General features: G+C 66.4%; 17 protein-coding genes and 1 pseudogene. 13 read left to right on the top strand and 5 right to left on the bottom strand.

Annotated features, from left to right (window positions below):
- The first annotated feature begins 2 nt into the window (after positions 1-2).
- Genes lysA through HHL13_RS15520 form a run of 5 tightly spaced genes read left to right on the top strand, consistent with a single transcriptional unit; the run spans position 3 to position 4,292 of the window.
- Positions 3-1,265, top strand: a complete 1,263-nt coding sequence (gene lysA / locus HHL13_RS15500) for a diaminopimelate decarboxylase (protein ID WP_169556506.1) — start codon at positions 3-5, stop codon at positions 1,263-1,265.
- Between the two features lie 3 nt (positions 1,266-1,268).
- Positions 1,269-2,030: an NAD(P)-dependent oxidoreductase gene (locus HHL13_RS15505; protein WP_169556507.1), complete on the top strand. Its 762-nt coding sequence runs from the start codon at positions 1,269-1,271 to the stop codon at positions 2,028-2,030.
- A complete protein-coding gene (locus HHL13_RS15510; protein WP_169556508.1) occupies positions 2,027-2,980 on the top strand; it encodes a zinc transporter ZntB in 954 nt (317 codons plus the stop codon). Before HHL13_RS15505 ends, HHL13_RS15510 begins: the two co-directional genes overlap by 4 nt.
- A 21-nt stretch (positions 2,981-3,001) precedes the next feature.
- Positions 3,002-3,673, top strand: a complete 672-nt coding sequence (locus HHL13_RS15515; RefSeq protein ID WP_169556509.1) for a glutathione S-transferase family protein — start codon at positions 3,002-3,004, stop codon at positions 3,671-3,673.
- Positions 3,674-3,677: 4 nt separating this feature from the next.
- Positions 3,678-4,292 carry a YbhB/YbcL family Raf kinase inhibitor-like protein gene (locus HHL13_RS15520; protein ID WP_169556510.1) on the top strand — a complete coding sequence of 205 codons (615 nt, stop codon included), beginning with the start codon at positions 3,678-3,680 and terminating at the stop codon, positions 4,290-4,292.
- 204 nt (positions 4,293-4,496) lie between these two features.
- Here the strand turns inward: HHL13_RS15520 and HHL13_RS15525 are convergent.
- From HHL13_RS15525 to HHL13_RS15540, 4 genes and pseudogenes are all read right to left on the bottom strand, one after another.
- Positions 4,497-5,347: pseudogene (locus HHL13_RS15525) on the bottom strand (SDR family oxidoreductase).
- A gap of 561 nt (positions 5,348-5,908) precedes the next feature.
- Positions 5,909-6,883 (bottom strand): diguanylate cyclase, encoded by a 975-nt coding sequence (locus tag HHL13_RS15530; RefSeq protein WP_346775571.1) that lies wholly within the window; start codon positions 6,881-6,883, stop codon positions 5,909-5,911.
- Positions 6,884-7,075: 192 nt separating this feature from the next.
- Positions 7,076-7,624: a redoxin domain-containing protein gene (locus HHL13_RS15535; protein WP_206377091.1), complete on the bottom strand. Its 549-nt coding sequence runs from the start codon at positions 7,622-7,624 to the stop codon at positions 7,076-7,078.
- Positions 7,625-7,703: 79 nt separating this feature from the next.
- Positions 7,704-8,771: a phospholipase A gene (locus HHL13_RS15540; protein WP_169556513.1), complete on the bottom strand. Its 1,068-nt coding sequence runs from the start codon at positions 8,769-8,771 to the stop codon at positions 7,704-7,706.
- A gap of 233 nt (positions 8,772-9,004) precedes the next feature.
- On the opposite strand from HHL13_RS15540, the gene hisN reads away from it, so the two are divergent.
- Positions 9,005-9,787 (top strand): histidinol-phosphatase, encoded by a 783-nt coding sequence (gene hisN, locus HHL13_RS15545; protein ID WP_169556514.1) that lies wholly within the window; start codon positions 9,005-9,007, stop codon positions 9,785-9,787.
- The gene (locus HHL13_RS15550; RefSeq protein ID WP_206376939.1) at positions 9,784-10,152 is read left to right on the top strand and encodes a DUF2809 domain-containing protein; all 369 of its coding nucleotides are present in this window, start codon (positions 9,784-9,786) and stop codon (positions 10,150-10,152) included. Before hisN ends, HHL13_RS15550 begins: the two co-directional genes overlap by 4 nt.
- On the opposite strand, the gene HHL13_RS15555 is transcribed toward HHL13_RS15550, so the two are convergent.
- A complete protein-coding gene (locus HHL13_RS15555) occupies positions 10,149-12,251 on the bottom strand; it encodes an AsmA family protein (RefSeq protein WP_169556515.1) in 2,103 nt (700 codons plus the stop codon). The two genes, HHL13_RS15550 and HHL13_RS15555, sit on opposite strands and share 4 nt — an antisense overlap.
- Before the next feature lie 161 nt (positions 12,252-12,412).
- Here HHL13_RS15555 and rpmI point away from each other — a divergent pair, with 161 nt between their 5' ends.
- The 6 genes from rpmI (at position 12,413) to pheT (ending at position 18,298) form a co-directional block, all read left to right on the top strand.
- Positions 12,413-12,616: a 50S ribosomal protein L35 gene (gene rpmI / locus HHL13_RS15560; RefSeq protein ID WP_044334398.1), complete on the top strand. Its 204-nt coding sequence runs from the start codon at positions 12,413-12,415 to the stop codon at positions 12,614-12,616.
- A gap of 15 nt (positions 12,617-12,631) precedes the next feature.
- Positions 12,632-12,997, top strand: coding sequence for a 50S ribosomal protein L20 (gene rplT / locus HHL13_RS15565; protein WP_169556516.1), 366 nt, complete (start codon positions 12,632-12,634; stop codon positions 12,995-12,997).
- Between the two features lie 84 nt (positions 12,998-13,081).
- A complete protein-coding gene (locus HHL13_RS15570; RefSeq protein ID WP_169556517.1) occupies positions 13,082-13,705 on the top strand; it encodes a LysE family translocator in 624 nt (207 codons plus the stop codon).
- Between the two features lie 34 nt (positions 13,706-13,739).
- Positions 13,740-14,744, top strand: coding sequence for a hypothetical protein (locus HHL13_RS15575; protein WP_169556518.1), 1,005 nt, complete (start codon positions 13,740-13,742; stop codon positions 14,742-14,744).
- Positions 14,745-14,801: 57 nt separating this feature from the next.
- Positions 14,802-15,890: a phenylalanine--tRNA ligase subunit alpha gene (gene pheS / locus HHL13_RS15580; RefSeq protein WP_169556519.1), complete on the top strand. Its 1,089-nt coding sequence runs from the start codon at positions 14,802-14,804 to the stop codon at positions 15,888-15,890.
- Positions 15,887-18,298, top strand: coding sequence for a phenylalanine--tRNA ligase subunit beta (pheT, locus tag HHL13_RS15585; protein ID WP_169556520.1), 2,412 nt, complete (start codon positions 15,887-15,889; stop codon positions 18,296-18,298). The genes pheS and pheT overlap by 4 nt, the downstream gene beginning before the upstream one ends.
- Positions 18,299-18,339 lie beyond the last annotated feature (41 nt).

Below are 18,339 nucleotides of genomic sequence, written 5' to 3' on the forward strand. Positions count from 1 at the left end.
ATGTGACCGAATTTGCTCTGATTGACGGCGAACTTCACGCCGAAGCCACCCCGCTCGCCCGCATCGCCGCCGAAGTCGGCACGCCGGTCTATGTCTATTCGGCCGAAGCCTTCCGAAAGCGCGCGTGCGACTTCCGCAAGGGCGTGGAGCAGGCGGGCCGCGTCCACCTCGCCTTCGCGATCAAGGCCAATCCCAATCTCGCGGTGCTGCGCCTGCTGGCCAATGAAGGCTATGGCGCCGATGTGGTGTCGGGCGGCGAGATGGCGCGCGCGCTGGCCGCGGGCATGGCGGCGAAGGACATCGTCTTCTCGGGCGTCGGCAAGACCCGCGCCGAGCTGGCGGCGGGCCTTGATGCCGGGATCGGCCAGTTCAACCTCGAGCTGGAAGAAGAAGGCGTCGTCCTTGCCGAGATCGCTCGCGCCAAGGGCATGATCGCGCCTGCGACGCTGCGGGTGAACCCCGATGTCGACGCGGGCACGCACGAGAAGATCTCGACCGGCAAGGCCGAGAACAAGTTCGGCCTGCCGATCGATCAGGCCCCCGACATTTTCGACCGGTTGGGCAAGCTGCAAGGCTTGAACCTGCGCGGCGTGGCGATCCATATCGGCAGCCAGCTCACCAGCCTCGATCCGCTGGAAAAGGCGTTCGCGCGCATCGGGGAACTCGTCGCCGAACTGCGCGCGCGCGGCCACCAGATCACCCATGTCGATCTCGGCGGCGGTCTTGGCGTGCGCTACAAGGATGGCGACGTGCCGCCGACGATGGACGCCTATGGCGCGATGGTCGCCCGGGTGACCAAGGACTGGAACGTCGAGCTGATGTTCGAGCCCGGCCGCGTGCTCTCGGCCAATGCCGGGGTGCTCGTCACCGACGTGCTGTGGGTGAAGCCCGGCGTGACCAATCCCTGGGTGGTGGTCGATGCGGCGATGAACGACCTGGCTCGCGTCGCGCTGTACGATGCGCATCACGACATTTCGGCGGTGAAGCCGAGCGGCGAGACCTTCGTCGCCAATGTCTGCGGCCCGGTGTGCGAATCGAGTGATGTGTTCGCCAAGAATCGCGAGATCGACCTGGTGAAGAGCGGCGACCTGATCGTCCTCCACTCCGCCGGCGCCTATGGCGCGACGATGGCCAGCACCTACAACAGCCGCGCGCTGGTGCCCGAAGTGCTCGTCTCGGGCGACAAATATGCGGTGGTCGCACCGCGCATCTCGGCCGAATCGATCATGGATCAGGAACCGATCCCCGACTGGCTCGCGGACTGACCGATGAGCCTCGCCGCCCTGCCGCTGTTCGTGAAGCTGGCCGGGCGGCCGGTGATCCTGATCGGCAGCGGCGAAGCGGCCGAAGCCAAGCGCCGCCTGCTCGAACGCGCCGGCGCGCGCATCGTCGATCGCGGCGCGGCGCTGGCGATCGTCGCCCTGCCCGAGCCCGAGGAAACCGTCGCGCGGCTGCGGGCCGAGGGCGTGCTGGTCAACACCGTCGACCGGCCCGAACTGTGCGACTTCACCCTGCCCGCGATCATCGATCGCGATCCGGTGCTGATCGCGATCGGCACTGGCGGCGCATCGGCGGGGCTGGCGGCGGCGCTGCGCCAGCGGTTCGAGGCGATGCTGCCGGTGAAGCTCGGCAAGCTCGCCTGGGCGCTCAATACCGCGCGTGGCGCCATCCGCCAGCGCTGGCCCGACATTGCCGACCGGCGGCGCGCGATCGGCGCGGTGCTGGCCGAGGGCGGGCTGCTCGATCCGCTGAACGAGCATGATGGCGAAGCCGTCGCCATCTGGCTGGCCGCGCCCGAAGCGAAGCGCGGCGACGAACTGCTCCGCTTCACCCTGACCTCGCCGGATCCCGACGATCTGACCCTGCGGCAGGCGCGCGCGCTTGCCGCGGCTGATCGCATCTATCATCGTAGCGGCGTGCCGACCCAGATCCTCAACCGTGCCCGCGCCGACGCCGCCCGAATCGCCTGCGACACGCCGCCCGCCGCTCCCGGCCCCGGCCTGTCGGTCGATCTGGAGATGGCGCCATGAGCGGCTTCGCCTGGGTCGTCCGCGACGGAAAGGCCGAACCGGTCGGGATCAAGCAGGCGATCGGGCGGCCCGGCAGCCTCGTCTGGGTCCACCTGACCACCACCGACGAACACGCCAAGACCTGGCTGGGCGGCGAGGCTGGCCTGTCGCCCTATGTCACCGAAGCGCTGACCGCCGCCGAGACGCGGCCGCGCTGCGATCCGGTGGAGGATGGCGCGGTGATCAACCTTCGCGGGCTTTCGACCGAGGAGATGACCGCGTCCGACCCGCTCGCCTCGATCCGGATGTATGCGCTGGGCGGCTGCGTCTTCTCGGTCACCCGCAAGCCGTTCAGCGCGCTCGATCCGGTGCAGAAGCGCGTCGAGGCCGGGCAGATCCTCGATCCGGGCGACCTGATCGCCGCGTTGGCACAGGAGATCACCGAGGAACTCGATCCGGTCGTCGCCGAGCTGGGCGATTCGCTCGACGACTGCGAGGCGCAGATCGCGGCGCATCATGCGTTCGAGCTGCGCCGCAAGGTGAACCTCACCCGGAGCACCGCGATCGGCTATCGCCGCTTCCTCTATCCCCAGCGGATCGCGCTGGAGAAGCTGGCGGCGCTGCCCGGCGACTGGCTGCGCGACGACGATCGGCTGCACCTCAATTCCGCCGCCGACCGCGCCGCGCGCATGGCCGAGGAACTGGAGAGCATCCGCGAGCGATCGGCGCTGATCCACGAGACGCTGACCGATCTGCGCGCCGAGCTGATCGACCAGCGGTCCCTGATCATCGCGGTGGCGGCGATGGTGTTCCTGCCGCTGACCTTCATCACCGGGCTGCTCGGCATGAACGTCGCGGGCATCCCCTTCGCCCATGCGCCCTGGGCCTTCTGGGGCGTGTTCTGGCTGTGCGTCGCGATTGCGGTGTCGATCACCGGCTATTTCCTCCAGCGCCACTGGTTTCCGAAATAAGCTGAGCCTAAAGCTGAGCCCATGTGGCAGCTTTACCAGTTCCCCCTCTGCCCCTTCTCCCGCAAGGTTCGCCTGCTGCTGAGCGAGAAGGGCGTCGGTTACGAGCCCGTGCGCGAATCGCCGTGGGAACGGCGCGACGAGTTTCTCGATCTGAACCCGACGGGCCAGGTGCCGGTGATGGTCGACAGCGAACGCGGCGTGACGCTGATCGATTCGACCGTGATCAGCGAGTTCTTCGAAGAGACGGTGACCAAGTCGCCGATGCTCAACGGCACCGCGCCGGACCGCGCCGAAATCCGCCGGCTGGTGATCTGGTTCGACACGTACTTCTATCGCGACATCACTGCGCCTTTGCTGCAGGAGCGGATGCTCAAGCGGATCGTGTACAAGCAGGCGCCCGACGGCACCGCGCTGCGCACCGCGATGAAGGCCGCGGTCGAGTATCTCGATTATATCGACTATCTGCTCGACCACCGGACCTGGCTGGCCGGGCCGATGATGAGCCTCGCCGACCTTGCCGCGGCGGCGCAGATTTCGGTCGCCGACTATCTGGGCGGAATCGACTGGAAGAGCCACGAGCAGGCCAAGCGCTGGTATGTCGGCATGAAGAGCCGGCCGAGCTTCCGGATGCTGCTGACCGAGCGGATGGACGGGATCGCCCCGCCCGCCGATTACGAGAAGCTGGACCTCTGATCCGATGCTCGAGCACGTCCCGCACTGGCTTGGGGCGGCGCTGAAAGGGCTGCGCGCGGGGCAGCACAAGCTGGCCATCGTCCAGCCCGAACTGGGCAGCTTCGAATCGCTGCACCTCGCCAGCATGGCCTTCGGCAATGGCGACCGGCTGCCCGAACGCTTCACCGCCGATGGCGAAGGCGTCTCCCCGCCCTTGTTCTGGACGCAGGTTCCCGAGGGGACCGAGCGGCTGGTGCTGATCGTGGAAGATCCCGACGCGATGACGCCCGCGCCGACGGTGCATGCCGTGGTGTGGGGCCTGCCGATCGAAGGCGAGCTGAAGGAAGGCGCGATCCGCGCCGATGGCGATGGCGGCGCGGATGGCAGCGATGTGGGCCGCCACAGCTTCTTCGGCGAAGGCTGGCTCGCCCCCGATCCGCCGACCGGGCATGGCGTGCATCACTACGCCTTCCAGCTGTTCGCGCTGGGCCCCGGACCCGATGTCAGCGGCACGCCGGGAAAGAATGCGATCCTGAAGGCGATGGCCGGACGCGTGATCGCTGCGGGACTGCTGACCGGAACCTATTCGCGCGGCGAGGAAGCGCCGACCGGGCTGGTGGGGGCTGCCGTGCCCGCCTGACCGCCGGACCGGAATATGGCGTTTGAGACAGGCGCCTGGTGTGGCGCTGGTTGACACGGTTGACACCTGGATCGGGAAAAGCCGGTTTCCGGCAAAAGCAGGATTTTTCGGATCCGTTCAAAGAGCGGCGGGCTTTCCCGGCCCGTGCGAGCGAAGCAGGCGAAATCCAACATTGCAAGGCCGGGGTGACGGTTCGGGTGAGCTTCACCCGTTCACCACCGTCCCGCCATTGGGGTGGAGCACTTGCCCGCTCATATAGCTGGCGTCGTCGCAGGCGAGGAACAGGAAGCTGGGGGCGACTTCGTTGGGCTGGCCGGGGCGGCCCATCGGGGTGTTTTCGCCGAACGTCTCGAGCTTTTCGGGCGACGCGCCGCCGCAGGGATTGAGCGGAGTCCAGATCGGGCCGGGCGCGACGGCGTTTACGCGGATGCCTTCGCCAACCAGATTTTCCGAGAGGCTGCGGGTGAAGGCGACGATCGCGCCCTTGGTCGAACTATAGTCGAGCAGCTCCTTCGATCCCTGATAGGCGGTGATCGAGGTGCAGTTGACGATCGCCGCGCCGGATTTGAGGTGCGGGCGCGCGGCCTGCGTCAGATAGAACATGCCGAAGATGTTGGTCTGGAAGGTGCGGACCAATTGCTCCTCGTGATGTCGGTGATGTCCTTGTCGGGATGCTGCTCGCCGGCATTGTTCACGAGGATGTCGATCTGTCCGAATTCGGACAGTAACTGTTCGATTGCGCGGTCGCACATCTTCTTCGAACCCACATCGGCCTTGATCAGCAGCGCGCGGCGGCCCTCGGCTTCGACGATGCGCTTGGTTTCCTCGGCGTCGGCGTCTTCGAGCAGATAGAGGATGCCGATATCGGCGCCTTCGCGGGCATAGAGCGCGGCGACGGCGCGGCCGATGCCGCTGTCGGCGCCGGTGACCAGCGCGACCTTGCCCTTGAGGCGGCCGGAACCGGGATAGCGCGGTTCATATTCGGGCTGGGGGTCCAGGGTGCGCTCCTCTCCCGGCAGCGCGTCCTCGTGGATCATTTCGGCGGTGTCGACCATGACCAAGCTCCTGAATTTGCTTGGCCAGTCAACCGCTGCGGACCTTCCGGGGTTCCGCTAAACCGGGCGGCTTCTCACCGCACTTCATTCCTGGCGGCGGCTCTCGCCGCGCATTCCGGCCTGGGGCGCCGCCCCAGGGCGACGGTTCAAGCGATCAGGCTCGAACCGTGCGCGCTGGTGACGACGATGAGGAAGGCGGTCATCGCGAAGGACGTGATGCCGAAGGCAATCTGGCGTGCCATGTCTTTGTCTCCTGTCTTCTGTTCGGGCTGCATCAGGCGATCGGCAGAACGGGGGTCGAAGCGATCACGAGGATGGTGGTGAAGAGAAGCGCACCGAAGACGGCGACGGTCTGCTGAAGCGTGTTGGTGACGGTCATTGTAATTACTCCCTGGTCTGTTCGGTCTGGCCGGACCATCCGGCTGCCGATGCCAGACTGGATTGCAGGGAGCGTGCCAGTTTCTCTAAGTTATTGAAAAACAACAAACCGTGCCTAAGGGCAAATACGGAGACCGGAAATATTGGGAAGTTGCGCAGTGAATTTCACCACTATCCGGCGAATTATCCTACGCGAACGCAGTTTCTTCCGGATTCCTTCGCCGCATAGAGCAGGCGATCGGCGCGCTGGAACACGGTCGAGCACATTTCGCCCCCGCGCGAGGGCGAAATCCCGGCCGAGAAGGTGACCGCGCCGAGCGGCGCGTCGCTTTCGCGCAGCCGGTAATTCTTGGCCGACACGGTGGCGCGCGCGGTATCGAGGGTGGCCTTGGCGGTTTCGAGATCGACGCCGACAAAGAGCACCGCAAATTCCTCGCCGCCATAGCGGGCGACCATATGTTCGCCGCAGGTCTTGGTGAGCGATTCGGCGATCGCCTTGAGCACGCGATCGCCCACGGCATGGCCGAAGCGGTCGTTGACCGACTTGAAGTGATCGACGTCGCACACCGCGAGGCAGACCGGCTGATCGGCATCCGAATGCGCGGCGAAGGCTTCCTCGAACGCGCGGCGATTGGGCAGATCGGTCAGCGGATCGCGACGGGCATTGTCGCGCGCCTCCTCCAGCTTGGTGCGCAGTTCGCTGGCTTCGTTGGTTACGCTTTCCAGCCGGCTTTCGGCGGTGCGGACGCGTTCGAGCATCTCGGCGGTGATCCGCGCGACTTCGCCCAGCGCCACGGCATTGTCGCCGGCCGAGCGGGTGATCGCTTCGGCGCTGGCGGCGAGATCGCGGCCGAAGCCTTCGGTCTCGGCGCGCATGGCGTGGACCATGTCCTCGAACCCTTCGACCTGCATCTGCGTCTGGGCGACGAGGCCGTCGGCCTTTTCCTTGGCGGCGGCAACACCGGAGACAGGCTTCATCTCGCAGCCGAGCGTCTCGATGTCGCGCTGGGTAAGACGCACGCCGCCATCGGTTAGCGATGCCACCGCCCGCGCGAGCGCGCCGTTCGGATCGCTCAGCAGATGATAGGCGAACGCGAAGTTGGCCGGGTCGATCTCGAGCCGCTGATCGATCAGGAAATTTCCGATTCGGTCGTACAAGCGCCGGGGGGTTTCACCCTCGCCAACAGCCCGAACGGCCCTAACAGCGGCCATAGCCTCAACAACCCCCAGAGCAGCAGCGCAAGAGGACGCCGCATCCATATCCGCCGGAAGGGTTAAGGCCGAACTGCTAATATCCGGTTTGTACGGGATTCACCTTCAGTAAAGAGAAGGTTCACCGCCGCGTGAGGATCAGCGCCGGGCCGGGCCCTTCTTGTAATCGCGCACTGCCTGCAGGGTCATCTGTATGTGATCGTTGGGATTCATGTCGGTATGCGCGAGCAGGATCTTGCCGTTGGGCGCGATGACGTAGCTGGTCCGGCTGGTCCAGCCCGCAGTACGCCCCCCGGCATTTGGCAGCGCAACATCATACCCTTTCACGATCGCCGCATCGGCCACCGCGACGGGAAACTGGCCCGCGCAATGTTCGCTGGAAAAGGCCACCAGCTTGTCGACATTGCCCGCGGTCATGCCGATCACCGTGGCGCCGGCTGCCTTGAAATCGGGAATCGCCTTCGCGAAGGCCTGCGCCTCGATATTGCAGCCGCCGGTGAATGCTGCGGGGAAGAAATAGAGCACGACCGGCCCCTTCTTCAGCGCGTTGCTGAGCTTCACCTGAAACGGCTTGCCGGCCATCGCGCCGTTGGCGGTGAAATCGGGCGCTTTCACGCCGGGCGCGAGCGCGGCCGAAGCGGGCAGGGAAAGCGTCAGGGCAATCGCAGCGAAGGCATAGGGGCGCATCATGTCTCTCCCGATATGTTTGTCCGAGTTTTAGGCGGGCGGCGCTGCGAAGTCTAACGGAAGCGTCAGCGAGAGAAGCCTAACGCGTGAGGGCGATGCCGATCCGGGCATGGGTGTCGCGCACGTCGATATCGTCGAGCGTCTCCGCCCAGCCGGTAAAGGCCTGGCCGAAGAGATAGATGCCCAGCCCCCCGCCGGTGATCCGGCCGATCGGATAGCTGGCGAAGAGCTCGCCCGAATAGCGGCCGGTCTCGAAGCTGCCGCGCGCGGTGGCGGAGAGCTTGAGCCCGTCCTGCTGCCGGATCGCGGCAGTGATCGCGCTGTTGCCCCAGGTGCGGCGCACATTGCGCCCCCACGGGCCTTCGTTGCCGACATAGATCCAGCCCATCGGCGCGACGTCGAGCCGCCAGTCGTTGCCCAGATCGAAGCTGTGCTGCGCGCGGACGAACAGGCGGTTGACGTCGATCGAGCCGGGCAGGCCGCGCCCGTTGCTGTCGTGGCGATAGCCGAGCGCGAAGACGGTGTCCTCGCCGACGGGCACATCGGCATAGACTTCGGGGCTGTAGATGGTCGAACGGAACGGACCCGACGGCTTGTCGAGCGCCCAGAACATCGTCTGGGTATAGGCGAAGCGCAGATTGCCGAGCTTGAGCGGCGCGTCTTCGGCGAACGGGCGGAAGGCGAAGCTGACCTGCAGCTTGGCGCCCGAATCGTTGAGGCCGGCGGCGGCATAGATCGGCTCGTGCGGCGCGAACCGGTCGAGAAAGGCCGAGGAGGAGACGGTCGAGCTGCTGACCGCGACTTCGCCCGGGCCGGGCATGTCGGCGGGCGGATGCGCGGCGTTGGGTGGAATCGCCACGCCGGCGAGGCCGACCGGGACGTAGCGCGCCTTGACGAAGCCGCCCGGCGCGACGCTGCGCTTCGGCGCGGGCATACGCTGGAGGATCAGGCGCGTGCCGTCGGTGGCGGTCAGCTCGATTTCGCGCGGACCCTCCGCCTCAAGCGGTTCGGCGCCTTCGTTGATCAGGAAGACCTCGACCCCGTTCAGCGCCTCTCGCTCGTCGGCGACCTGCTCGGGCACCGCGCGCAGCTGTGCGGCGGCAGGCGTTGCGGCGAGAAGGGCGGCGGCGAGGATCAGCGGGCGCATTGAGCGGGGCTTGGCAGCGGTTCATGACGTTTGCGAGTCAATTTGTTGGTTTCGGCAGAGCTGAAACAGGCGGTGCCAGCCCGCTCCCCCACCCGGCCACCCGACGGAAGTTCACTCCATGGGTGGCCGGGTGGGAGAGGGGGCGGAGCGGCCCCCGGTTCCGGCGATGCGAAGCATCGTTGGAATGGCTGCGGAGGGTGGCACCGCGCCAAACAACTGGCTAGGGCCAGCCCATGCCCGTCTCCCAGACCGATATCGACCTTGCCGAACGCCTCGCCGATGCGGCGGGCGCGGCGATCCGTCCCCGTTTCCGCGCCGATTATGGGCTGGAGACCAAGGGCGACCAGTCGCCGGTGACGCTGGCCGATCGCGAGGCCGAGGACGCGATGCGGCGGCTGATCGTTGCCGAGCGGCCGATGGACGGGATCATCGGCGAGGAATTCGGCGTCCGCGAAGGCAGCAGCGGGCGGCAATGGGTGCTCGATCCGATCGACGGCACCCGCGCTTTCATCGCCGGGCGGCCGATCTTCGGCACGCTGATCGCGCTGATCGAGGATGGCTGGCCGGTGCTGGGGATCATCGATCAGCCGATCCTGAAGGAACGCTGGGTCGGCGTGGTCGGGCAGCAGACCCTGTTCAACGGCGCGCCTGCGACCACGAAACGGTGCCGCGAGCTGGGCGATGCGCTGCTCGGCACGACTTCCCCTGCCCTGTTCGAAGACGATCAGCTCCACGCGTTCGAGCATCTCGACGCACAGGTGCGCAGCACGGTGCTGGGCGGCGATTGCTATAATTACGGCGCGGTGGCGAGCGGCTGGCTCGACATCGTGGTCGAGGCCGGGCTGAAGCTGCACGACTTCGCCGCGCTGGTGCCGGTGGTCGAAGGAGCCGGCGGACGGATGTGCGACTGGTCGGGCGATCCGCTCCACGCCGGGAGCAACGGCGAAGTGATCGCGGCTGGCGATCCGGCGCGGGTGGAGGAAATCCTCGAAGCAATGGCGTGCCGGGGGCATTGATCGCGGTCCGGCCGGGCTATGCGCTGGCCACGCTGGCGCTGTTCGCGGTCGAAATCTGCATTGCGCTGTTCGTGCGGGACGCGTTCGTGCGGCCCTATGGCGGGGACGTGCTGGCGGTGATCCTGGTCTATTGCGGATTGCGGGCAGTGACGGTGCTGCGCGTGGGTCCGGCGGTGGCGATTGCGTTCGGGATCGCGGTGCTGGTCGAACTGGGGCAGTTGATCGGGCTGCTCGATCTGCTGGGACTGCGAGGCAATGGCGTGGGGCGCGTGGTGCTGGGCGGATCGTTCGAATGGCAGGATTTCGCCGCCTATGGCGCGGGCGCGGCCATCGTCCTGATCGTCGAGCGGATGCGCCGCGCCTAGAAGATCCCGAGGAACTTCTTGCGCTGTTCGCGGCGCTCGCCCTTCGATTGCTTGCCGCTTTCCGACTTGGCGGTGGTGCCCTTCCCCACATCGTCGCGCGGGCGGCCCTTGGTGTCGCGCTGGCGGTGGGCCGAGGCGCCGGCGAGGACCGGGCCGCAATCGGCCGCCTTCGCATCGCCGACATCGACGAACGAGATGATCGCCCCGATCGGGCTGACCAAGGCGCCGATGCCGAGGCCGATCCCGGCACGCGCCACCAGTTCGCCGCTGATCGGGTTGATCCTGGGCGCAGCGAACCAGCCGCCGATGCCCACCGGCGACTGGCCCGAGAACAGACTGAACTTCTTCGAATCGGCTTCGATCGCGAGATCGAGCGACTCGTTCTTGAAACTGAATCCGCCGCGCCCGGCGACGACATTGCCGGCGGTGTCGATCAGGATCGGATCCGCCGCGCCGATGCCGTTGCGCACGGTGAAGGCGATCAGGCCGCAATTGATCTGTACCGGCTCCTTCAGCTTCTTCTCGAACATCTTCTGGATGAAGACGCCGATATCGAGCTCGGAAAGCTGGACGTTGCGGGTCCAGAGCGACCCCTTGGGAATGATGAAGGCGATGCGGCCGTTCGCGGTGCTGAGCGAATCATGCACGGTGTCGCCAGTGCCCTTGAGTTGCGCGCGCGCCTTGATCGTGCCGCTGGTGCCCGCTTCGGCCACGCCGAACCCCGCGAGCAGCGTTCCCATCGGCGTCGGTGACAAGCGGATGTCGTAATCGGTCAGGACGCGCGGATCGCGGGCGTTGATGACGATGTCCGAACTGATCCGGCCGCGCGACAGCGCGAAGTTGAGCGGACTGAGCGTCAGCAACCGGTCGTCCAGCGCCAGCCCGAGCGTGATATCCGAGATCGACGGCAGACCCGGGGCGCGCACCGCGCGGACGTGCCAGTCGACCCTGGCATCGAAATTCTTCAGCGCTTCGGCGCGCAGCGGCGCATCGGGCAGGACGCGCGGCGCGCCGTTGACGGTGGTGATCGCGCCCTGCGCCGCCAGCCGGTTCGGATTGTAGCCGATGAACGGTCCGGCATCGACGATGTCGAGCACGCGCGTGTCGAGCGCGGCGGTGATCATCAGCCGGGGCTGCCTGTTCTCTATCGTGAACTTGCCCGACAAGTCGCTCGCGCCGAACCGGCCCTTCATGCCCGTAAAGCGCCATTCGGGGCCGCGCTTGGTGAGCGCCGAGCGCATCCGGTAGCTGCGCGTATCGGGCACCGCGACGCCGAGGACCGAAAACAGATCGGCGAGATTGCCGCCGCGCACGTCGACATGGAGGTTCGCGCCTTCGATCTCGGTCGCGCCGGGCAAGGTGCCGGTGACGTCGGCGACGGTGTTGGCGCCGCGGATATGGAGTTCGAGCTTGTTTTCGCCGCCGCCCGCCGTCGCATTCGGCGTCAACAGCCCACCGCTGACAGTGAAGCGCGTGCCGCGCGCGAGGCCGCGCCCCTCGAAACGGATCGCGGTGGAGAATTTGCTTTGGCTTGCCTCGACCGGCTCGAGCCCGATCGCCGCCATCAGCGCCATTGCCGGATCGCTGTAGCGAATCTCGGTGCCCGCCGCGCGCGCGGCACGGATCAACGGCAGATCGAGCGGCTCACCCTTCTTGTCCGGGTTGCCCAGCGTCCAGGTGTTACGCCGGTGCTTCTCGTCCCACGCCAGATCGAGATGCGCGCCATCGAGCGAGAGCCAGTTGATCCGACGGTTGCCGGTGATCAGCGACCAGGTGGAGATGACCGAATCGACCTTCCTGGCTTCGAAGAACCGGCCCTTGGCCCATGCCGGATTGGTGACGCTGATGTCTTCGGCGAGGAATTTGACGTTGAACGGCGCGAAATAGAGCTGGAAATCGCCGCCGACCTTCACCTGACGCTCGGTCTGAGAGCTGACGATGCGTTCGAACGGCCCTTTGAGGAATCGCCCCTTGGTCACGAAGAGAATCGCCCATGCGAGGACGATCAGGCCGATCAGCGATGCGACGACCGAAATCGTGGCGGCCAACGGCTTGCCCAGCGCTCGCACCGGGTGCGCGGGGGCGGTTTCTTCTGCCATCGGGGTCTAAAGCGCGGTAACCACGCGAAGTTCCCCGCGACTCAGGTTGCAAAGCCCCGGCGCTTCGTCTAAGCGCCCGCCTTTCCTCGGACATCTGGGATCGCCCGGCCATCAAGGGCTGCCGCGGCAATCTGTCTGTTCGAGCTATAAAGGAGACCAAAATGCCCAAGCTCAAGACGAAGAGCGGCGTGAAGAAGCGCTTCAAGTTCACCGCCACTGGCAAGGTGAAGCATGGAGTCGCCGGCAAGCGCCACCGCCTGATTTCGCACAACGCGAAGTATATCCGCCAGAATCGCGGCACGTCTGTGCTCGCCGATGCCGATGTTGCCCACGTGCGCCAGTGGGCGCCGTACGGCCTGAAGTAAGGAGGGCCAGGACACATGGCACGCGTCAAACGGGGTGTTACCACCCGCGCAAAGCACAAGAACATCCTCGAACAGGCGAAGGGCTATCGCGGCCGTCGCAAGAACACGATCCGCGTCGCGCGGCAGGCCGTCGAAAAGGCCGGCCAGTACGCGTATCGCGACCGCAAGGTTAAGAAGCGGACCTTCCGTGGTCTCTGGATCCAGCGCATCAACGCCGGCGTTCGCGCCGAAGGCCTGACCTATTCGCAGTTCATGCACGGGCTGAAGCTCGCCGGCATCGAACTGGACCGGAAGGTCCTGGCCGACATCGCCATGAACGAAAGCGAGGCGTTTACCGCCATCATCGCTCAGGCGAAGGCGGCTCTGCCCCAGGCCGCCTGAGGCGACCTGTAGCGCAAGAAACAAGGGGCGTCGGTGGCAACACCGGCGCCCTTTTCTTTTCCTCCTCCCGCACGGACCATCCGAATGGCGATGAAGACCTGGTGGCTTTACGTCACCGCCGTATTCCTGATCGCGGCCACGCCCGGCCCGAACATGCTGCACGTGATGGTACAGAGCATTCAGCAGGGCGCGCGGCGCACCACGGCGTCGATGGCCGGGCTGATGACCGCGAACCTGACCTGTCTGATCGCCTCCGCCGCGGGTCTGGGCGCCTTGCTCAAGGCATCGCCGATGCTGTTCGAAGTGCTGCGCTATGTCGGCGTCGGCTATCTGGTGTGGCTGGGGATCAAGGCATGGCGCGCGCCGGTGAGCAGCGGCGACGGCGCGATCGAGCCGCATGCGCGGCGATCGATCCGTGCGCTGTACCTGACCGGCCTCGGCACCGGCCTGTCCAATCCCAAGCTGATCCTGTTCGCCACTGCGCTGCTGCCGCAGTTCATCGACACCGGCCGCCCGTTCGGGACACAGCTGGCGATCCTGACCGGCAGCTTCATGGTGATCGAACTGTTCTGGTTCAGCGTCTATGCGCTGGGCGGGCGATCGCTGTCGCACTGGCTGGCCCCGGCCAATCGCAAGCTGTTGTTCAACCGCGTATCGGGCACCTTGTTCTTCGGCTTCGGTGCGGCGTTGCTCGGCAGCAAGGTATAGGCTGTCTTGCCTTGTGGCTTTCGGGGGAAGGCGGATGGACGGTTCGGATTACTGGAATGTTCTGGAGATCGCACCGACCGACGAGCTGGCGGTGATCCGGCGCGCCTATGCGGCGAAGCTGAAGGCAATCGACGTCCAGGCGGATCCGCAAGCCTTTATCGCGCTTCGGGCCGCCTATGACGCGGCCCGGGGTGTGGCACCGTATCGACCGGTTGAAACGTGGGATGATGCCGTCTTCAATGCGGAGTCTCCCATCGCGGCACCCGTACAGCACATCGACATGGGGGCTTTCGAAACCTTGATCTTCGGCGAACAGAGCCGAGAGACGATCTTCGCTCCGCTCGCAGCCTTGACCGAGCAACTGGTGGCCCGCGCTCATGCGAGCGACATCGCCGGGTCCATCGCGATCGAGTCCTCGATCGCCACGACAATTCTCAACGGCGTCCCGCGATCCAACGGAATGTTGAGACCCGCGGTTTCCGGCTTTCAGTGGGGCGAGCGGGCCGAGGATCACAATTGTCCCTATCCGATCACCATTGCAGTCGATCGACTGGCGGACCTTGAGTATCTTCAATCGCTTCAGGCCATCAATCCGCACTATCGAACGGCATGGGCAGCGCTCACCGACGGCGGTGTGGATTTCGATGCAATCCATCCCGCGTCGATGTCGACATTGCTCGGCATCATACAGTATCAGCGCCCCGGCTTGTTCGACGATGTCGATCTCGCGCGTTTTGAGCGTTCGAATGAGGCTCTGGAGGCGTGGCGTAAGGCCGATCGGCAAACCACGCTATTGGCTGGCGCCGAAGCCACGCCCAAGCCAAATCCGGTAACCGAAGCGTTCATGGCGTACGGCATGATTGCCCTGGGCCTGACGCTCAACCTGATCGCGCTCTACTTGTCCGTCACGAAGCAAGGGTTTGTCGCATTCCTCATATCGGGGTTTGCAGGGGCAGTGTTCCTGCTCATCGGATGGGAACGCCGGACGCGGTTCCGACTGGGCCGCCGCAGTTTGAGGGACGCCGCCGTCCATGATTAGGCCACCATATGATCGCGCAGGTTGCGGCAAGGCCGTGCTTCTGCTTGGGGAACGCGCATGACGACCGATCTCGACCAACTTCGCGCCGACCTGCTCGGCTCCATCGATGCCGCCGCCGGGCTCGACGCACTCGAAAGCTTGCGCGTCCATGCGCTCGGCAAGGCGGGGGCGATCACCGGCCTGCTCAAGACGCTGGGCGGTATGAGCCCCGAGGAGCGTCAGGTGCAGGGTCCGCGCATCCACAGCCTGCGCGAAGCGGTGACCGAGGCGCTGGGCGCGCGCAAGGCGGCGCTCGAATCCGCCGCGCTGAACGCGAAGCTGGCGAGCGAGACGCTCGACATGACGCTGCCGGTCGACGGCGCGGGCGCGGGCAGCGTCCATCCGGTGAGCCAGGTGATGGACGAGCTGGCGGAGATCTTCGCCGATCTGGGCTTCGCCGTGGCGACCGGCCCGGAGATCGAGGACGACTGGCATAATTTCACTGCGCTCAACATTCCCGAGAGCCATCCGGCGCGGGCGATGCACGACACCTTCTACTTCCCCGAGGAAGAAGGCGCGGAGCGCAAGATGCTGCTGCGCACCCACACCAGCCCGGTGCAGATCCGCGCGATGAAGGCAGCGGGCGGCAAGCAGCCGATCCGCATCATCGCGCCGGGCCGCACCTATCGCAGCGACAGCGACGCGACGCACACGCCGATGTTCCATCAGGTCGAGGGCCTCGTGATCGACAAGGGGATCACGCTGGGTCACCTGAAATGGACGCTGGAGACCTTCCTGAAGGCGTTCTTCGAGCGCGACGACATCGTCCTGCGCCTGCGCCCGAGCTATTTCCCCTTCACCGAACCGGGCGCGGAAGTCGATGTCGGTTACACCCTCGTCAACGGCAAGCGCGTGATCGGCGGGTCGGAAGGCTGGATGGAAGTGCTGGGCAGCGGCATGGTCCATCGCAGCGTGATGGAAGCCGGCGGCTATGATCCCGACGAGTGGCAGGGCTTTGCATTCGGCTGCGGGATCGATCGCCTCGCGATGCTCAAATACGGGATGGACGACCTGCGGGCGTTCTTCGACGGCGATATCCGCTGGCTCAAGCATTACGGATTCTCGGCGCTGGATGTGCCCACGCTCAGCGGAGGAGTCGGCGCATGAAGTTCACCCTGAACTGGCTCAAGGCGCATCTGGAGACCGACGCGACGCTCGATCAGGTGGTCGAGACGCTGACCAAGGTCGGCCTCGAAGTCGAAGGCGTGGAAAATCCGGGCGAGAAGCTCGCCGCGTTCCGCGTGGCGAAGGTGCTGACCGCCGATCCGCATCCGCAAGCGGACAAGCTGCAGGTGCTGACCGTCGATACCGGCAGCGAAGTGCTGCAGGTCGTGTGCGGCGCGCCCAATGCGCGCGCGGGGCTGGTCGGCGTGCTGGGCACGCCGGGTGCCGTCGTTCCGGCCAATGGCATGGTGCTGAAGGTCGCGGCGGTGCGCGGGGTCGAATCCAACGGCATGATGTGCTCGACGCGCGAGCTGGAGCTGGGCGACGATCATGACGGGATCATCGAGCTGCCCGGCGACGCGCCGGTCGGCACGAGCTTCGCCGACTATGCCGACCTCAACGATCCGGTGATCGATGTGTCGATCACGCCGAACCGTCAGGACTGCATGGGCGTGCGCGGCATCGCGCGCGATCTGGCGGCAGCGGGCCTGGGCACGCTCAAGCCCCTGAACATCGAACCGGTAGCGGGCGAAGGCCCGGGGCCGGACATCCGCATCGAGGACAGCGAAGGCTGCCCCGCCTATCACGGCCAGACCGTGTCGGGCGTCACCAATGGCGAGGCGCCCGAATGGATGCGCCGTCGCCTGACCGCGATCGGGCAGAAGCCGATCTCGGCACTGGTCGACATCACCAATTACATCATGATCGACCTTGGCCGCCCGCTCCACGTCTATGACCGGGCGAAGCTCAAGGGCGGGCTGGTCGCGCGCAAGGCGAAGGATGGCGAGCAGGCACTGGCGCTGAACGGCAAGACCTATACGCTCAACGCCACGATGACCGTGATCGCCGACGACGAAGGCGCGCACGATATCGGCGGCATCATGGGCGGCGAACATTCGGGGTGCAGCGAGACCACCACCGACGTGCTGATCGAATGCGCCTATTTCGATCCCGACCATATCGCCCGCACCGGCCAGAAGCTGACGCTGACCAGCGATGCGCGCACCCGCTTCGAACGCGGTGTCGATCCCGCCTTCCTCGACGACGGCCTGGCCATCGCGACGCGGCTGGTGACCGAGATTTGCGGCGGCACCGCGAGCGAAGTGACCCGCGTCGGCAAGGCGCCGCATGTCGGGATCACCACCGGTTACGATCCGGCGATGGCCGAGACGCTGGGCGGGCTGGCTATTCCCGCTGAACGTCAGAAGGACATTCTCGAGAGCCTGGGCTTCACCGTCGGCGCGCTCGACGCGAATGGCGATCCGACCGAGATCGGACGCGGCTTCGATGCCTTCCGCGTGACCGCGCCGAGCTGGCGCGGCGATGTGGAAGGTCCGGCCGATCTGGTCGAGGAAGTGATCCGCATCGAAGGCATCGACAATGTGCCCTCGACCCCGCTCGACCGCGCGCCCGGCGTGGCGCGGCCGACCGCGACGCCCGAGCAGAAGCTGGAACGCAAGGTGCGCCGCACCGCCGCGTCGCGCGGGCTGAACGAAGCGGTGACGTGGAGCTTCATCTCCGAAGCCGAAGCCGCGCCCTTCGGCGGCGGAGCATGGACTCTCGCCAATCCGATCAGCGAGGACATGAAGGTGATGCGGCCCTCGCTGCTGCCCGGCCTGTTGGCGGCGGCGGAGCGCAACCTGAAGCGCGGCGCGAGCGGGGTTCGCCTGTTCGAGATCGGGCGGCGTTACCTCGCCGATGTCGAGCGGCCGACGCTGGGCGTGGTGCTGGCGGGATCCAAGACCCCGCGCGGCTGGCAGGGCGGCAAGGCACAGGGCTTCACCGCATTCGACGCCAAGGCCGAAGCGCTGGCGCTGCTCGAAGCCGCGGGGGCGCCGGTCGCCAACCTGCAAGTGATGGGCGAAGCGGGCGAAGTCTATCACCCGGGCCAGTCCGCCACGCTGCGGCTGGGGCCAAAGACGGTGCTGGCGGCGTTCGGGATGGTGCACCCCAGCGTGCTCAAGGCGTTCGATCTCGACGGCGATGTCGCGGCGGTCGAACTCTATCTCGACGCCCTGCCCGCCAGGCGCGGCGGCACCGGCTTCATGCGCTCGGCCTATACGCCCCCGGCGCTGCAGGCAGTGACGCGTGACTTCGCCTTCCTCGTTCCCGCCGAAATGGCGGCGGGCGATCTGGTGCGCGCGGCGAAGGGCGCGGACAAGGCGGCGATCGTCGATGCGCGACTGTTCGACATCTTCACCGGCGCGGGCGTGCCCGAGGGTCAGAAGAGCGTCGCGATCGAAGTCACACTGCAGCCGGGCGAGAAGAGCTTCACCGACGCGGAGCTGAAGGCCCTGGCCGACAAGGTCGTCGCGGCGGCAGCGAAGATCGGGGCGGTGTTGCGGGGATGAACCCCTTCCGTCACCCCGGCCTTGTGCCGGGGTCCACCGGG

The organism is Sphingomonas sp. G-3-2-10 (assembly GCF_012927115.1).
In the GTDB taxonomy this organism is placed as follows: Bacteria; Pseudomonadota; Alphaproteobacteria; order Sphingomonadales; family Sphingomonadaceae; genus Sphingomonas.

Excerpts from the sequence above, each read along its gene's own strand:
- HHL13_RS15505 (WP_169556507.1), top strand. The coding sequence starts at position 1,269 with ATGAGCCTCGCCGCCCTGCCGCTGTTCGTGAAGCTGGCCGGGCGGCCG.
- HHL13_RS15510 (WP_169556508.1), top strand. The coding sequence starts at position 2,027 with ATGAGCGGCTTCGCCTGGGTCGTCCGCGACGGAAAGGCCGAACCGGTC.
- HHL13_RS15515 (WP_169556509.1), top strand. The coding sequence starts at position 3,002 with ATGTGGCAGCTTTACCAGTTCCCCCTCTGCCCCTTCTCCCGCAAGGTT.
- HHL13_RS15520 (WP_169556510.1), top strand. The coding sequence starts at position 3,678 with ATGCTCGAGCACGTCCCGCACTGGCTTGGGGCGGCGCTGAAAGGGCTG.
- HHL13_RS15535 (WP_206377091.1), bottom strand. The coding sequence starts at position 7,624 with ATGCGCCCCTATGCCTTCGCTGCGATTGCCCTGACGCTTTCCCTGCCC.
- HHL13_RS15540 (WP_169556513.1), bottom strand. The coding sequence starts at position 8,771 with ATGCGCCCGCTGATCCTCGCCGCCGCCCTTCTCGCCGCAACGCCTGCC.
- hisN (WP_169556514.1), top strand. The coding sequence starts at position 9,005 with ATGCCCGTCTCCCAGACCGATATCGACCTTGCCGAACGCCTCGCCGAT.
- HHL13_RS15555 (WP_169556515.1), bottom strand. The coding sequence starts at position 12,251 with ATGGCAGAAGAAACCGCCCCCGCGCACCCGGTGCGAGCGCTGGGCAAG.
- rpmI (WP_044334398.1), top strand. The coding sequence starts at position 12,413 with ATGCCCAAGCTCAAGACGAAGAGCGGCGTGAAGAAGCGCTTCAAGTTC.
- rplT (WP_169556516.1), top strand. The coding sequence starts at position 12,632 with ATGGCACGCGTCAAACGGGGTGTTACCACCCGCGCAAAGCACAAGAAC.
- HHL13_RS15570 (WP_169556517.1), top strand. The coding sequence starts at position 13,082 with ATGGCGATGAAGACCTGGTGGCTTTACGTCACCGCCGTATTCCTGATC.
- HHL13_RS15575 (WP_169556518.1), top strand. The coding sequence starts at position 13,740 with ATGGACGGTTCGGATTACTGGAATGTTCTGGAGATCGCACCGACCGAC.
- pheS (WP_169556519.1), top strand. The coding sequence starts at position 14,802 with ATGACGACCGATCTCGACCAACTTCGCGCCGACCTGCTCGGCTCCATC.
- pheT (WP_169556520.1), top strand. The coding sequence starts at position 15,887 with ATGAAGTTCACCCTGAACTGGCTCAAGGCGCATCTGGAGACCGACGCG.